Source organism: Nocardioides bizhenqiangii (assembly GCF_034661235.1).
Taxonomy (GTDB): Bacteria; Actinomycetota; Actinomycetes; order Propionibacteriales; family Nocardioidaceae; genus Nocardioides; species Nocardioides bizhenqiangii.
Genome location: NZ_CP141059.1, coordinates 240145 through 254947, shown reverse-complemented (window position 1 = coordinate 254947; position 14803 = coordinate 240145). Strand labels below are relative to the sequence as shown.

General features: G+C 73.3%; 11 protein-coding genes, 1 tRNA gene and 1 other RNA gene. 6 read left to right on the top strand and 7 right to left on the bottom strand.

What is annotated here, in order from left to right; genetic code table 11:
- Positions 1-5 precede the first annotated feature (5 nt).
- The 3 genes from SHK19_RS01200 to ffs all read right to left on the bottom strand — a co-directional run bounded on the left by SHK19_RS01200 (position 6) and on the right by ffs (position 2604).
- Positions 6-422, bottom strand: coding sequence for a YbaB/EbfC family nucleoid-associated protein (locus tag SHK19_RS01200; protein ID WP_322937622.1), 417 nt, complete (start codon positions 420-422; stop codon positions 6-8).
- Positions 423-459: 37 nt separating this feature from the next.
- Positions 460-2388, bottom strand: coding sequence for a DNA polymerase III subunit gamma and tau (locus tag SHK19_RS01195; RefSeq protein ID WP_322937621.1), 1929 nt, complete (start codon positions 2386-2388; stop codon positions 460-462).
- A gap of 125 nt (positions 2389-2513) precedes the next feature.
- Positions 2514-2604, bottom strand: an RNA gene (gene ffs, locus SHK19_RS01190) — signal recognition particle sRNA small type.
- 70 nt (positions 2605-2674) lie between these two features.
- Here ffs and SHK19_RS01185 point away from each other — a divergent pair.
- The 4 genes from SHK19_RS01185 to SHK19_RS01170 all read left to right on the top strand — a co-directional run bounded on the left by SHK19_RS01185 (position 2675) and on the right by SHK19_RS01170 (position 6727).
- A tRNA-Ser gene (locus SHK19_RS01185) sits at positions 2675-2762 on the top strand.
- Between the two features lie 232 nt (positions 2763-2994).
- The gene (alr, locus tag SHK19_RS01180) at positions 2995-4080 is read left to right on the top strand and encodes an alanine racemase (RefSeq protein WP_405030448.1); all 1086 of its coding nucleotides are present in this window, start codon (positions 2995-2997) and stop codon (positions 4078-4080) included.
- The gene (locus tag SHK19_RS01175; RefSeq protein WP_322937620.1) at positions 4077-5042 is read left to right on the top strand and encodes a D-alanine--D-alanine ligase family protein; all 966 of its coding nucleotides are present in this window, start codon (positions 4077-4079) and stop codon (positions 5040-5042) included. Before alr ends, SHK19_RS01175 begins: the two co-directional genes overlap by 4 nt.
- 293 nt (positions 5043-5335) lie before the next feature.
- Entirely contained in the window at positions 5336-6727 is a 1392-nt protein-coding gene (locus tag SHK19_RS01170; protein WP_322457456.1) for a phospholipase D-like domain-containing protein, read from the top strand.
- 184 nt (positions 6728-6911) lie between these two features.
- Here the strand turns inward: SHK19_RS01170 and SHK19_RS01165 are convergent, their stop codons facing one another.
- Genes SHK19_RS01165 through SHK19_RS01155 form a run of 3 tightly spaced genes read right to left on the bottom strand, consistent with a single transcriptional unit; the run spans position 6912 to position 8624 of the window.
- Complete coding sequence (locus tag SHK19_RS01165; protein WP_322457455.1) at positions 6912-7931, bottom strand: EsaB/YukD family protein; 1020 nt, start codon at positions 7929-7931, stop codon at positions 6912-6914.
- A 53-nt stretch (positions 7932-7984) separates the two neighbouring features.
- Positions 7985-8287, bottom strand: a complete 303-nt coding sequence (locus tag SHK19_RS01160) for a WXG100 family type VII secretion target (protein WP_322457454.1) — start codon at positions 8285-8287, stop codon at positions 7985-7987.
- Between the two features lie 19 nt (positions 8288-8306).
- Positions 8307-8624: a WXG100 family type VII secretion target gene (locus SHK19_RS01155; protein WP_322937619.1), complete on the bottom strand. Its 318-nt coding sequence runs from the start codon at positions 8622-8624 to the stop codon at positions 8307-8309.
- Between the two features lie 164 nt (positions 8625-8788).
- Between SHK19_RS01155 and eccCa the strand changes: the two genes are divergently transcribed.
- Positions 8789-12475: a type VII secretion protein EccCa gene (gene eccCa / locus SHK19_RS01150; RefSeq protein ID WP_322937618.1), complete on the top strand. Its 3687-nt coding sequence runs from the start codon at positions 8789-8791 to the stop codon at positions 12473-12475.
- On the opposite strand, the gene SHK19_RS01145 is transcribed toward eccCa, so the two are convergent.
- Positions 12423-13625 carry a YibE/F family protein gene (locus SHK19_RS01145; protein ID WP_322937617.1) on the bottom strand — a complete coding sequence of 401 codons (1203 nt, stop codon included), beginning with the start codon at positions 13623-13625 and terminating at the stop codon, positions 12423-12425. The two genes, eccCa and SHK19_RS01145, sit on opposite strands and share 53 nt — an antisense overlap.
- A gap of 68 nt (positions 13626-13693) precedes the next feature.
- On the opposite strand from SHK19_RS01145, the gene SHK19_RS01140 reads away from it, so the two are divergent.
- The gene (locus tag SHK19_RS01140; RefSeq protein WP_322457450.1) at positions 13694-14764 is read left to right on the top strand and encodes a CobW family GTP-binding protein; all 1071 of its coding nucleotides are present in this window, start codon (positions 13694-13696) and stop codon (positions 14762-14764) included.
- Positions 14765-14803: the final 39 nt, after the last annotated feature.

The window sequence follows — 14803 nt, the reverse complement described above, 5'->3', positions numbered from 1 at the left end:
CTGGCCTAGGAATCAGAACCGGAGAACCCGAGCGGGCCGGGGCCGGCGCCCGGACCGTCGCCCGGCAGCCCGGGCAGCCCGCCGGCGAGCGGGCCGAGGGTCTGGTTGGCGAGCTCGTCGGCCTTGGCCTTGGCGTCGCGGTAGGCGGCGACGATGAAGTCGCCGATCTCCTCGAGGTTCTGCTCGAGCTCCTCGGGGTCGTCGACGACGGTGGGGCTGATCGTGACTCCGGTCAGCTCGCCGGTGCCGCTGACACTGACCTTGACCGCACCTCCGGCGACCGATCCCTCGACCGTCGCGTCGGCGAGCCGGGCCTGGGCAGCCTGGAGGTCGTCCTGCATCTGCTGCGCCTGCTGGAGAAGGGCGCCGAGGTCCAGGCCGCCATCACCGCCACCGAGCGCGTCGAACGGGTTCTGGGTCATCGTGTTGCCCTCCCTGAGGTCACTGAGGTCGCTGTCGTCACTGGTGCGGGGTCTCCTCGATCACCTGCGCGCCGAGCTCGCGGACGAGCAGGTCGGCGCCGGACTCGGCATCGACATCGGCGTCGTCGCGGTCGACCGCGGAGTCGGGGTCGTGGAGGTCGGCGGGCTCGGCCTGGATGTCGGCCATCCGCGGCCGACGCGGCGGGGGCGGCGCCGGCTCGGCCGGCGGGTCGGGCTCCGGTACCGGGGCCGGTGCAGCCGTCGGGGCCGGGCTCGCCGCCGACGCGCCCTGGTGGACGATCGCGTCGATCCGGGGCTGGAGCCCGATCGCCTTCGTCATCGCCTCGAGGAGGACAGGCTCGTGGCCACCCCCCAGGAACTGGTCGCGAAGGCCGCTGCTCGGGAATCCCAGCGTCAGGACCGTGCCGTCGAAGTCGACGACCTGTGCGTTCTGGCCGATCAGCGACCACGTCGCCTTGCGCAAGGAACGGCAGGCGTCGATGACCGTCGGCCACAGGCCGCGGACGTCCCCGAGCGACATGGTGCCCGGCGTGGACGGGGACGCCGGCGCTGCTGCCGGCTCCGGCGGCGCTGGGGCCGCAGCGGCCGCGGGGGCCGCGGGGGGCGCGGAGGGTTCCGGCTCCGGTTCTGTCGGGACGGGTGCCGGTGCCTCGGCGGCAGGGGCCGGTGCCTCGACGGTCGGAGCCGGGGCGGGTGCTTCGGCGGCCGGCGCCGGGGCCGCGGCCCGCTGCGGTGCGTCGGCGGGCGGGGGTGCTTCGGGCGTGGCCGGGGTCCCGACGATCGCCATCCGTCGCTCGAGCCGGTCGAGCCGCGCGAGCACGCCGTCGGTGCCGTGGTCGGCGGCGGGCAGCAGCACCCGCGCGCAGATCAGCTCGAGCAGCAGCCGGGGCGCGGTCGCGCCCCGCATCTCGGTGAGTCCGGCGGCGACCAGGTCGGCGGCCCGGGTCAGCTCAGCGCGGCCGAACCGGGCGGCCTGCGTCACCAACCGCTCCGCCTGGTCGCCGGAGACGTCGATCAGACCGGTCGCCGGGGCGTCCGGCACCGCGGACACGATCACCAGGTCACGCAGCCTCCGGAGCAGGTCCTCGGTGAACCGCCGCGGGTCCTGGCCGGTCTCGATCACCTTGTCCACGACGCCGAACACCGACGCGCCGTCGCCGGCGGCGAACGCGTCGACCACGCCGTCGAGCAGGGTGTCGGGGGTGTAGCCGAGCAGGCCGCTCGCCAGGTCGTACGTCACACCGGCAGGCCCGGCGCCGCCGAGCAGCTGGTCGAGCACGGAGAGGGTGTCGCGCGCGGACCCGGCACCGGCCCGGACCACCAGCGGCAGGGCCGTCGGCTCGATGGTGACCCCCTCGAGCTCGCACAGCTCGGAGAGGTACGACGACAGCAGCCGTGGCGGGATCAGGCGGAACGGGTAGTGGTGGGTGCGTGACCGGATGGTGGGGATCACCTTGTCCGGCTCCGTCGTGGCGAAGATGAACCGCAGGTGCGGAGGCGGCTCCTCGACCAGCTTGAGCAGGGCGTTGAAGCCCTGCGTGGTCACCATGTGCGCCTCGTCGATGATGTAGACCTTGTAGCGGCTCCGCACCGGCGCGAAGAACGCCTTCTCCCGCAGCTCGCGGGCGTCGTCGACACCACCGTGCGACGCCGCGTCGATCTCGATCACGTCGATCGACCCGGAGCCGTTGCGGGCCAGGTCACGACAGCTGTCGCACTCGCCGCAGGGATCGGCGACGGGCGCCTGCTCGCAGTTGAGGGCACGGGCCAGGATCCGGGCGCTCGTGGTCTTGCCGCACCCCCGCGGGCCGGAGAACAGGTAGGCGTGGTTGACCCGGTTGCCCGCCAACGCGGCGCGGAGCGGCTCGGTCACGTGCTCCTGGCCGATGACCTCGGCGAAGGTCTCCGGCCGGTAGCGGCGGTAGAGCGCGAGCGGGGAATCCACAGTCAGACCCTAGACGCCTGCTCCGACGCCCGTAACCGGCGCCGCCGTACGACCGCGAATCGGGGAGGTCTGCCGGTCGAACCGGGCGGGCTCGACGGGCAAAGTCGCCCGATTCGCGGAAAAACAGAGGCCCCCCATGCACCCGACAGAGCTCACTTACCCTTGCTGTCTTCCGACCCTGGGGGAGTTGGGCGAGATGCCGCCGCACGGGGGGTTGCCCCAACTCTAGATGATGGTGGCCAAGGCGATTTCATCGGCCGGTCACGGTCCCGGTAGCCTCCTCGGCGGAGGTATCGCCTAGTGGCCTATGGCGCTCGCTTGGAAAGCGGGTTGGGTTAACGCCCTCGGGGGTTCGAATCCCCCTACCTCCGCCATCGATAGAGCGACATCCCGAACCACCGCCGGGTTCGGGATGTCCTCGATTTACCCAGGCAGCAGGCACCATGGCCCCATGACGAACCTCGCGGCCGGGCCACCGGTCGGTCCGAACGCCGTGCTCGAGGCGCCGGCGTGACGCCGGCGGCCGCGACGGCCGATGCAGCACGTCCAGGTTCCGTCCCGACCCTCGTCATCGACACGGCGGCCGTCACTGCGAACGTCCGGACCATGGGCGCCGTGACCCGTGGCGAGGTGATGGCGGTGGTGAAGGCCGACGCGTTCGGCCACGGCACGGTCGCCGTCGCCCGCGCGGCACTCGCCGGCGGAGCGACCCGGTTCGGCGTCACCAGCCTCGCCGAGGCGTTCGCCCTGCGGGCGGCCGGCTTCACCGAGCGGATCCTGAGCTGGCTGAACCCGACCGACGCCGACTTCGCGGCCGCGGCGGCGCACGGGATCGAGGTCGCCGTACCCGGCATGGCCCATCTCGCGGCGGTGCGGGCGGCGCCCGGCCTGGACGTCCACCTGCAGCTGGACACCGGCATGGCCCGCGACGGGGCCAGCCCCGACGAGTGGATCGCGCTGTGCGGCGCTGCCCTCGCGGCCCAGACGGCCGGTGAGCTGTCGGTCGTCGGTGTGATGGGGCATCTCCCGTGCGCCGACCGTCCTGCCGACCCGGCGAACGCCGCCGGCCGGGCCCGGTTCGACTGGGGGCTGCAGGCTGCGCAGGAGCTCGGGCTCACCCCCGGCGACCACCACCTCGCCGCGACCGCGGCCACCGCCAGCGATCCGCTCAGTCACCACACGATGAGCCGGATCGGCGCCGGACTGGTCGGCATCGACGAGTCCCATACCGCCCCGCTCCGGCCCGCGCTCACCCTGACCGCCCCCTTGGTGCAGGTTCGTGACGTCACGGCGGGCACGTCGGTCGGCTACGGCCACAGCTGGCGGACCCCCTACGACACCCGGCTCGGCCTGCTGGCCGTGGGGTACGCCGACGGCCTGCCGCGGCTGGCCTCCAACCGGGCCGAGGTGCTGGTGGGCGGACGTCGCCGGCCCGTCGTCGGGCGGATCTCCATGGACATGACCATCGTCGACCTCGGCCCCGACGACGGGTACGAGGGCGCTCGCGAGGGCGACCTGGCGACGATCTTCGGGCCCGGCGACGCCGGCGAGCCGACCGCGGCGGAGTGGGCCGGCTGGGCGGAGACCCTCGAGCATGAGATCGTCACCGGGCTCGGCCCCCGCCTCCATCGCGTCACGGTGGGCGACCCGCCGGTCGACTCGAACCGTCCGACCCTGACGAGGATCCGATGAACCCGTTACGCGTGGCCGTGATCGGCGGCGGCACCAGCTGTGAGCACGACGTCTCGCTCGCCTCGGCGGCGGCGGCCGGCAACGCCCTGACCGCCGCCGGCCACGACGTCGTACGGCTGACGATCGACCGGGACGGGATGTGGCGCGACGGTGCGGCGCTCCCGATCGGCCTGGCCGGCGCGATCGACGTCCTGCGCGACTGCCAGGTCGCCGTACCCATGCTGCACGGTCCCGGCGGCGAGGACGGCACCCTCGCTGCGCTGTGCGACCTGGCGGACGTGCCGTACGTCGGCTCCTCCCTCGGCGCGAGCGCGGTGGCCATGGACAAGTGGGCCACCAAGCTGGTCGCGGAGGCGATCGGCGTGCCGACCGCTCCGGGCCGGCTGGTGACCCGCTCCACGGCCGACACGGAGACCTTCACGCACCCGGTGGTCGTGAAGCCGGTCGCGGCAGGATCCAGCCACGGGGTGTCCATGGTCCGCGCCGCCTCCGACCTCGCAGCCGCGCTCGACGCCGCGTTCGCGGTGGACGACCGGGTACTGGTCGAGGACGTCGTGGTCGGCCGCGAGATCGACCTCGCCGTGTTCGGCCGGGCGGACGGCACCCGGACCGTCCCGCCGGCCCTGGAGATCGTCGTGCCGGCGTCCGGGATCTTCGACCTGGACAGCAAGTACGACGGATCGGCGCAGTTCCGCATCCCGGCGCCGGTCTCCGACGCCGACCGGGCAGCGCTCGAGAGCGCAGCCGTCGCCGTGTACGACGCCCTCGGCTGCGCGGGCGTCGCCCGGGTCGACTTCTTCCTGACCGACCGCGGTCCCGTCCTCAACGAGGTCAACACGATCCCCGGCTTCACCGAGCACTCACAGGTGCCGCGGATGTTCGCCGCCGTCGGGACGTCGTACCCCGAGCTGCTCGACGCGATGGTGCGCGAGGCCGTGGCGGACCGGGTGACCGTGCCCTAGGAGTCCGCTGAACAATCCGCCCTGCTGCGCGACGCCCCGCGGGCGCTCCGCGGCGTTGCGGCCGCTCGGAGATGGGCCGACAGCGCCGTCGCGACCGCGCCTTGCGGAGCATCCCGCGGATGCGCCGCTCGCGACGGCCGGATTGTTCAGCGCACTCCTAGGAGCATCGTTTTCCGTTCGTTAGCGCCGGACTTCGGTATCTGTCACAGATGGTCACGGATCGGCAGTTACCATCACTGTGCTCGTGGGGGCGCTCCCGCCGCCCACGACCCGGATATGGGGGAAGTGAATCCATGCGTCGAGCCGTCGCCCTCGTGGCAGCCCTGCTGTCGGTGACCCTGGTACCGCTGTCAGCGAGTGGCTACGAGCCCGACGGCGGCGCGACCTTCAACGAGCCGGACCCGTGGGGCTCGACCACGGACAACACGCGGATCGTGCGGACCGTCGAGCAGGCGTTCAGGAACGTCCGGCCAACCCGGCGGGACCCGCACCCGGTGATCTTGGTGACCGGCTATCTCTTCGACCGCAAGATCAGCGCCGCCGCCCTGATCGACGCCTGCCGCCGCGGCGTCTCGGTGCGCGTGATCATCGACCGGGACGTGGCCTCTGCGCCTTCCCGCAAGCTGATCACGACGCTGAACGCCGACAACGTCCGCGACCGGGACCGCAACGGCATCGCCGACAACGACCCCCGGGCCGGGCGCTGCAACCGGGCACTCCCGGCCGACCAGGGCGGTCTCCGCCAGCGCGGCGACCGCGAGGCGATCCCGACCATGACCGCCCGGCAGGCCAACCGGAGCATCAGGGAGCCCACCGGCCGGGAGGTCACCTGGGGCAAGGACGGGAGCTACGTCCTCAAGTGCTCCGGAGCCTGCCGAGGCGGCGCCGAGGCGAACATGCACTCCAAGATCTACGCGATGTCGCACAGCGGCACGGCCAACAACGTCGTCATGATGTCGTCGTCCAACCTCAACTCCGGCGGCACGAACGCCGGCTGGAACGACCTGGTCGTGATCAAGAACCGGCCCAAGACCTTCCAGTTCATCAACCGCATCCACAAGCTGATGACCGCCCAGAAGCGCGCCGGGCGCAGGCTCGTCGAGCTCAAGGACGGCCCGTACACGACGCGCATCTTCCCGATGATCGGCGTCGGGAAGGAACGCGACCCGCTGATGGTCGACCTGCGGAAGGTGAAGTGCTCGAGCGCCTTCGGTCCGACGCAGATCTACATCCAGCAGTTCTGGTGGAACGGTCGCCGCGGCAACTACATCTGGGACAAGATCCACAGCCTGGCACGCAACGGCTGCAAGGTGCACGTCATCTTCGGTGCCGTCGACAGCGGCCTGCTGAGGCGGATGAAGGCTGCGCGTTCGAACAACTTCGAGATCTGGGACAGCCGGTGGGACAGCGCGGACGTCGACGGCTGCGTCAACACCCGCACCCACATGAAGAACGTCGCCATCCGGGGCACCTACGGCACGAACCGCAGGTACGCCGGCGTGTGGACCGGGACGGCCAACTGGGCGACCGGTTCACTGACCAAGGGTGACGAGAACACCGTGAACATCCGGAGCGCCAGCCTCTACAACAGGTACGTCCAGCGCTGGCGGGTCGTCAGGTCGCACAGCAGCCTCACCTGGACCCACGACCAGCCGGACCCGCCGATCGACTGCACCGACGACTGAGCCTGCCCCGAGCCAGCCGGCAACGACGTCACCCGTCACCGCCAGCACGGCCAGGAGCACGCCGACGACCACGGTCCGCAGCACACCGGGCTGGTCGTCGTCAGCCGAGCCTCGGAGGAACGTCGCGACCAGGCGACGCCGGTGGAACGCGGCAGCCTCGAGCAGCTCCTTGTTGGTGGCCACGTCACATCTCCGGGATCCGGGCCAGGCCGTCGGTGGCGACCAGCAACAGCGGCGCCAGCGCGACCAGGACGAGCACCTCGAGGACGTCGAGGAGCCGGGCGCGCAGCACGCTCGGGACCGCCGGCAGCCTGGTCAGCGCGCAGTTGAGAGCGCCGAGCAGGAGGACGCCGGCGGCGACCGCCGACCTGTCTTCGGGGTGACGCGCCAGCAAGGCGACCACGGCCGCGAACAGCCCGGCCAGGCCCCCGCCTACGTCGACCGCCACCTGCGCCGCCGCGCGGTGCCGGCGGGCGCGGAGCAGCAGCACGACGCAGCAGTCGACGGCGAGCACCGCGCCGGCGCTGCCGTCGACGACGACCGGCACGGCCAGCGTGGCGACGACCCCGACCGCCGCGGAGCCGATGAGGAGGACCCGGGCCGACCGCGCGACCATCGCCTGCAACCGGTCGGGGTCGACCGGCACTGAGTCCGCCCGAGCGACGCCGAGCGCGACCGCCGCTGCCGGGAGCGCATGGCCGGCGAGCACCACCAGGGCGAGCACGACGGCCGCGACCACCCCCGGATCCAACCGCGGACCGGGAAGGGACCCGTCCGCCGTCGTCCGGGGCACCAGCTCCCACCCGAGCGCGATCAGACCCACGACGACGGCGAGCAGGCCGGCCACCAGCGTCGTCCGACGGGTCTCGGCCGGTCGCCACGCTCGCTGCCGCTCCACTGCGGCAGCGGTCGCGTCGGCGAGGTCGTCGTGGACGGCGGGCGCCGGAGCGTCGGCCCCCACGGCCACGGCGAGCAGGGCGCCGTCTTCGACGCCCTGCTCGCGCAGCCCCCGGTCGGGTCGGAGCCTCCGACCGTGGGCGTGGACCCGGTAGCCCGCGTAGACCGCGGCCGGGTCGAGCAGCCCGACCGCCCGGGCGAGGTCGGGCAGCAGCTCGGCGACGGCGACCCCGCCCGGCACAGCGAGGTCGCTCCGCCGTCCCCCGGCGACGGCGGTGACCCGCAGCAGTCCGTCGGCGACCGGCATCTGCCTCTACCTCTGCCCCTACTTCTGCCTCTGCCCCCGCCTCTGCCTCCGCCTCAGAACTCGAAGCGCGCGGCGCCGCGGCGGTCGACCGCTTGGTACTCCGCGTTGGACTGGTAGACGGTGCGGTGGCTCTCGTCCAGCAGGTCGCGCATCTCCTGGATGGCGCGGTCCCACGTCGCCTTGGCGTGGACGTAGGCCAGCTGGGCGTGGCCCGCCCACTCGCTGCGCAGCGGCTCGAGCTCGGACTCGAGCCGGTTCATCCGCTCGTCGATGTCCTTGACCGTCTGGAACATGTCGGAAGCGGCCTGGTCGAGCGCGCCGTGCTGGACGCGCAGGCCGTCGAGGTTGGTGCCCATCTCGTCTCTCCTTCGGGGGTCAGCCGAGCCGGCTGCGGAGCTGGGCGTAGCTCCCGCCGATCTCGTCGTCGGTGGCGGTGTTGTCCTGCTCGGTCGAGGTCAGCGACGCGGCGAAGTCGTCGAGGGCGTTGACGATCGTCCGCTGCTTCTCCGTCCACGCCTGGTGGAGGAGGAAGAAGGCCTGCGCGCCGCGGCCACCCCACCGGCCCTGCACCCCGGCGATCTGGCCGTCGAGACGGGCGCTGTAGGAGGTGAAGTCGGTCCGGGCATCGGTCACGAGACCGGCCGCGTGGCTCAGGGTGCCGTCTCCCTGGCCGAACTCATCGGGCTGCGCCATGGTGGTGCTCCTCTTTCGAATCGGGTCGGCGGGCGGCACCGGGCGGTGCCGACGAACCCGCATGTGCCCTCGCCGCGGACGGCGGGAAACCGGGGGTCGGCGTTGTCCACAGGCAGCGGCGGCGGTGGTTCCGTATGCCGCCCGTGCCGGGTTGACTCCCCGGCATGACGGTGCCTCCCGACCTGCCCTCGGGCCGGATCCCGCTCGAGGAGCCGCCGCGGCTGCCAGCTGCCGAGGGCGCCGGCGGTGTGGCGATGACCGCGATCCCCATGCTCGGGAGCCTCGGCTCGGTGATGCTGGTCGCGTCGCTCGGGGGCGGCAGCTCGGAGGTCCGGGTGGTCGCGGCCGGACTGTTCCTCCTCACGACGGTCGCCTACCTCGGCATCCAGCTCGACCGGCAACGGGGACAGCGCCGGCGCCGGCTGACCAGCGCCCGGCGCAGCTACCTGCGTCACCTGGCCGGCGTGCGGGTCGCCGTCCGCGACGCCGCCGATGGCCAGCGCCGGGCCCTGCTCTGGCTGCACCCGGATCCGGCTGCGCTGCCCGCGGTCGCGACGGAGGGCGACCGGGTGTGGGAGCGGCGGCCGGACGATCCGGCCTTCCTGCAGGTGAGGTACGGCGTCGCTCCCCAGCCGCTCTCCGCCGAGCTCGCGGCACCGGCCGACCTGTCCGCGGACGACGCCGATCCGGCAGCAGTGTCGGCCGTGCGCCGACTCCTCGAGGCCCACCGGACGATTCCCGACCTCCCGGTCACCGTCGACCTCCGCCGGCACCACCGGATCGCGGTCGTGGGACCGCACGAGGCTGCCCGCGGCCTGGCCCGCGCCCTGGTCTGCTCCGCCGCCACCCTCCACGTACCCGACCACCTCGCCCTGGCCGTGCTCGCGGCCGACGACGCGCTCGACGCGTGGGAGTGGGTCAAGTGGCTCCCGCACGCGCAGAGCGCGGCACGATCCGACGCGGTCGGTCCGGTCCGGTTGGTCAGCTCCTCTCCTGCGGCCCTGACCGAGGTCCTCTCCGACCTCCCCGGCACCGCCCACCTGCTGCTCCTGGTCGACGGCGCCGAGCCGGGCAGTCCGGTGCGCGGGCAGCGCGGCGCCACCGTCATCGAGGTCGGCGCCGCGGACGACCCGCCGGCGGCGGGCACCCTGCGGATCGACGTCCCGGGCGCGGGCGAGGTCCGAGCCGACCAGTGCGACGCGGCGACGGCGGAAGCGGTGGCGCGCCGCCTGCTGCCCCGACAGGTCCCCGCCGACGCGGGAGACGCTGCACCGGCAGCGCCCGCCGGGCTCCCCGAGCTGCTGGGGATCGACGGCATCGACGCGTTCGACCCGGCGACCGGCTGGCGTCCGCGACCCGCCCGCGACCGGATGCGGGTGCCGGTCGGTGTCGGCCCCGACCCTTCGACAGGCTCAGGGACCAAGGTGTACCTCGACCTCAAGGAATCGGCACAGCAGGGCATGGGCCCGCACGGGCTGGTCGTCGGCGCGACGGGGAGCGGCAAGTCGGAGTTCCTCCGCACGCTCGTGCTCGGGCTGGCGATGACCCACCCGCCCGAGCAGCTCAACCTGGTGCTCGTCGACTTCAAGGGCGGCGCGACGTTCGCCGGCATGGCGGACCTGCCGCACGTCTCGGCCGTGATCACCAACCTGGCGGGCGAGCTCGCCCTCGTCGACCGGATGCACGACGCCCTCGCGGGCGAGATGGTGCGCCGTCAGGAGGTCCTGCGCAGCGCGGGCAATCTTGCGTCGATGCGCGACCACGCGCGCGCCCGGGAACAGGGGGCGGACCTGCCGCCGCTGCCCTCGCTGCTCGTCGTGGTCGACGAGTTCTCCGAGCTGCTGGCGGCGAAACCGGAGCTCACCGAGCTGTTCGTCGCGATCGGGCGCGTCGGCCGCTCGCTCGGGCTGCACCTGCTGCTCGCCTCCCAGCGGCTCGAGGAGGGCCGGCTGCGTGGGCTCGAGTCGCACCTCTCCTACCGCGTCGGCCTGCGCACCTTCAGCGCGCAGGAGTCCCGCACCGTCCTCGGCGTGCCCGACGCCTACGAGCTGCCGTCCGTCCCCGGTCTCGGCTACCTCAAGCAGGGCCCGGCGACGCTGACCCGGTTCCAGGCGGCGTACGTCTCCGGACCACCTGTCGGCCGCGCCGTACGACGGCGCCCCGACCGCCGTGGACCGCTGGTGCTGCCGTTCGTGGCCCGCGAGGTGCGCGCGGCCTCACCTGCGCCGACGACCCACGTCGCGGATCGGCAGGACGGGCCGTCGATCCTCGACCTCGCGGTGGCCCGGATGCGTGGTCTCGGCCCCGCCGCGCACCGGGTCTGGCTGCCGCCGCTCGCCGAGCCTCCACGGCTCGAGCAGCTCGCCCCGGCGGCGGCCGGCCCGCTCCGGATCGCGGTCGGGATCGTGGACCGCCCGCGGGAGCAGCGCCGCGACCCACTGGTGCTCGACCTGACCGGGGCCGGTGGCCACGTGGCGGTGGTCGGCGGTCCCCGGAGCGGCAAGAGCACGCTGCTGCGCACCATCCTGGCAGCGGCGGCGCTCTCGGGCAGCCCGAGGCAGACGCAGTGGTACGTGCTCGACCTGGGCGGCGGCGGCTTCGGCTCCCTGGCCGGTCTCCCGCACGTGTCCGGCATTGCCGGGCGCAAAGACCGCGACGTCGTACGCCGGATCGTGGCCGAGGTCCAGGCCATCGCCGACGACCGCGACGCGGGCGACGTCGACGACGGACGCGGCGACGTCTTCCTCTGCGTCGACGGCTGGGGCACGTTGCGCGCCGAGTTCGACGACCTCGAGCCCACGCTCCAACAGCTGGCGCAGCGCGGGCTCGGCCTGGGCATCCACCTGGTGGCGGCCAGCGCCCGGTGGTCGGACTTCAGGGCCGCGCTCCGTGACCAGCTCGGCACCCGGCTCGAGCTGCGGCTCGGAGATCCGGTCGACTCGGAGGTGGACCGTCGGGTCGCGGCGGCGGTGCCGACCGACCGTCCCGGCCGCGGACTGGTGCCGGGTCCGCTGCACTTCCTGGCCGCGCTCCCACCCGAGGACGAGCGGCTGGTCGCGGCGGCGCGGGCCGCATGGCCCGGCCAGGAGGCGGCGCCGCTGCGGTTGCTGCCCAGCACGGTCGGCCTCGACGTCGTCCGACGCCAGGCCGGCGCCGACGTACCCGGGTTGCTGCTCGGCATCGACGAGGCACGGCTGGCGCCGGTCGCGCTCGATCCCGGGGTCGAACCGCACCTGCTGGTGTTCGGCGACGGCCGGTCCGGCAAGAGCGGGCTGCTGCGGACCTACCTGCACGAGGTGGTCCGCACCCGCACGCCCGCGCAGGCCCAGGTGGTCCTCGTCGACTACCGCCGCTCCCTGCTCGGCGAGGTGCCCGACCGGCAGCTGCTGCACTACCTGACCTCCGCCGACCAGGCCCGGCCCGCGCTGGAGGAGCTGGCGTCCTACCTCCGCACGCGGCTCCCCGGACCCGACGTCACGCCCGACCAGCTGCGCGGGCGGTCGTGGTGGAGCGGGGCGGAGGTGTTCGTCGTCGTCGACGACTACGACCTGGTCGCGACGCCGCAGGGCTCCCCCGTCGCCGCGCTCCAGCCGCTGCTCGCCCAGGCCGCCGACGTCGGCCTGCACCTGGTCGTGGCCCGTCGCAGTGGCGGAGCCGCCCGCGCGCTCTACGAACCGGTGATCCAGTCGCTGCGCGACCTGGCCGTGCCCGGCGTGCTGCTCAGCGGCAGCCGGGAGGAGGGCCCGCTCGTCGGGACGGTGCGGCCGACGCCGGCCGCGCCGGGTCGGGCGCGGCTGGTCACTCGTGACCGGGGGACGGTGGTGCTCCAGGTCGCGTGGGTGCCACGATGAGGACGCCCAGCGCGGTCGTCGCCGGCACCGCGAGCACCAGCCCGATCGACGTGACCAGGGTGCGCACGATCTCCTCCGCGAGCTGCTCGGTCGAGCGGAGCTCGAGGAGCGAACGGTCGTAGATGCTGAGCAGCATCAGCACCAGCAGCGCCGTCCCGACGTAGGCGAAGACGATCGTGTAGATCGTGGACGCGATGTGGTCGCGCCCGATCCGCATCGCGCCGGCGTAGATCTCCCATCGCGAGGCCTGGGGTGACGCCGCGCGCAGCTCCCAGACCGCCGACGCCTGCGTGATCGTGACGTCGTTGAGCACGCCGAGCCCCGCGATCACCAGGGCGCAGCCCAGCAGGGACGGGAAGTCGAGGCCGTCGCCGTAGGCCCGCAGCACGCCGCCGGCGTCGTCGGAGATGCCGGTCAGCCGCGCGTCGGCGACGGCGACCACGGACAGCAACCCGGTGATCGCGATGCCGACCAGGGTCCCGGCGAGCGCTGTGCTCGTCCGCATGGACAGTCCGTGCGTCATGTAGAGGACCACGAACATGATGGCCGACGCACCGGTGAGCGCCACGCCGACGCCCGAGGCGCCGTCCAGCAGCGCGGGCAGCAGGAACCACCACACCACTGCCGCACCGAAGGCGAGGCCGATCAGGGCGAAGAGACCGCGCCAGCGCGCGATCGCGAGCACGACGACGAGGAAGAGGAGCAGCAGCCAGACCAGCGTGCCGTCCCGGTCCGTGGCGAAGTAGGAGTACGTCGACTCCGCCCCGTCAGCGGCCGGAGTCTTCAGAAGCTCGACCGAGTCACCGCGGGCGAGGCCGGCGTTGATGACCTCCGGCGGCACCTGGACGTCGACGTCGCGGCCGTCGACCTCGACCGTCACCAGCCCGCAGCCCTCCGGGGGCGCCTCGTCGAACGGGCACGGCTCACCGACGTCGCGCACCTCGCCGACCGGGAAGGTCACGCCGTCGGCGGCGTACTGCGCGGACTCGACCTCCGAGGCGTCGCCGGACGGCCACCAGACGACCAGCCCGACGACGGTGGCCACCGCCGCCATCCCCAGGGCGACCAGCAGCGCGGTCCGTCCCGGACCACCCACCTCGACCGCCTCGTCGACGCCCGCAGGGGCTCGATGTGCGTGTCCGTGGCCCACGCGTCACCACTGCCTCTCTGGCTGTAGAGTTGAGAATCGTTCTCATCCTATCCAGAGAGGTCCGCCACATGCAGACTCCGGTCGTGTTGGTCACGGGTGTCGATCCCGACGCGATGGCGACGACGATGGTTGGTCTGCAGTTCGGCCTGCCCGGAGCGGTCGCCGTCCGCCATCACATCGACGTCGAACGGCAGGTCCTCACCCGGACCGTCAGCGACCTCACAGGGGTGCTGGAGCAGCACGAGATCACCCTCGAGCACGCCTGCGTCAGCTGCGCAATCCGGGAGGACGTCCTGCCCACTCTCGAGCGGCTGGCGCGAGACGGCCGCTGGCAGAGCATCGTCGCCCACCTGCCGGTGGGCGGCGAGGCTGGTCAGGTCTGCTGGGTGCTCGCCCGGGAGAACGGGTTGGCCCGGCTGTTGCGGGTGACCGCCGTGGTCGCGGCCGTGAGCGGCCAGGATCCGGTGCAAGCCCTGTTGGGTGCCGACCTGCTGGCCGAGCGGGGCGTGCACAGCTCCCACGACGACCGGCGCGGCGTGGGCGAGGTGCTCGGCGCGCTGGTCGAGCATGCCGACGTGATCGCCTTCGACGGCGCCACGGATCCGGTCGCGCGCGGCCTGGTGCGCACGCTCGCCCGGCCCGACGCGACGATCGTGACCGGCGCCAGCGATCTCGACGACGCGACACTCACCGGTCGGCTCCACCACCACTCCCGCACCGAGGCGTGGACCGCTCCGACGCGTGCCCACGACCTGCCGCTGACCGGGGCGGAGGGGATCTGGCAGCTCGACCTCCGGTCCTCCTTTCCGTTCCACCCCGGCCGCCTCCTTGACTCGCTGGAGCAGCTCGGCACGGGACACCATCGCTCCCGCGGCTGCTTCTGGCTCCCCACCCGCCCCGGTCGGGTCATCGCCTGGGACGGCGCCGGCGGCCAGCTGAGCATCGGCCACCACGGACCGTGGGGCGACCAGGAGCCGTTCACGCGAATCGTGATGACGGGCGTGGGCGTGGCGCCCGAGCACGCCCGCGCTGCGTTCGCCGCCATGCTCGTGCAGCCCGGCGAGACCTGGCACAGAGGATCGGACATGGGCGAGGACGGCTTCGAGCCGTGGCTCGGGCCGATCCGCGACGCCGCGTAGATCGTCGTACTGCCGCCGAAACTAGAACGCGTTACAGTT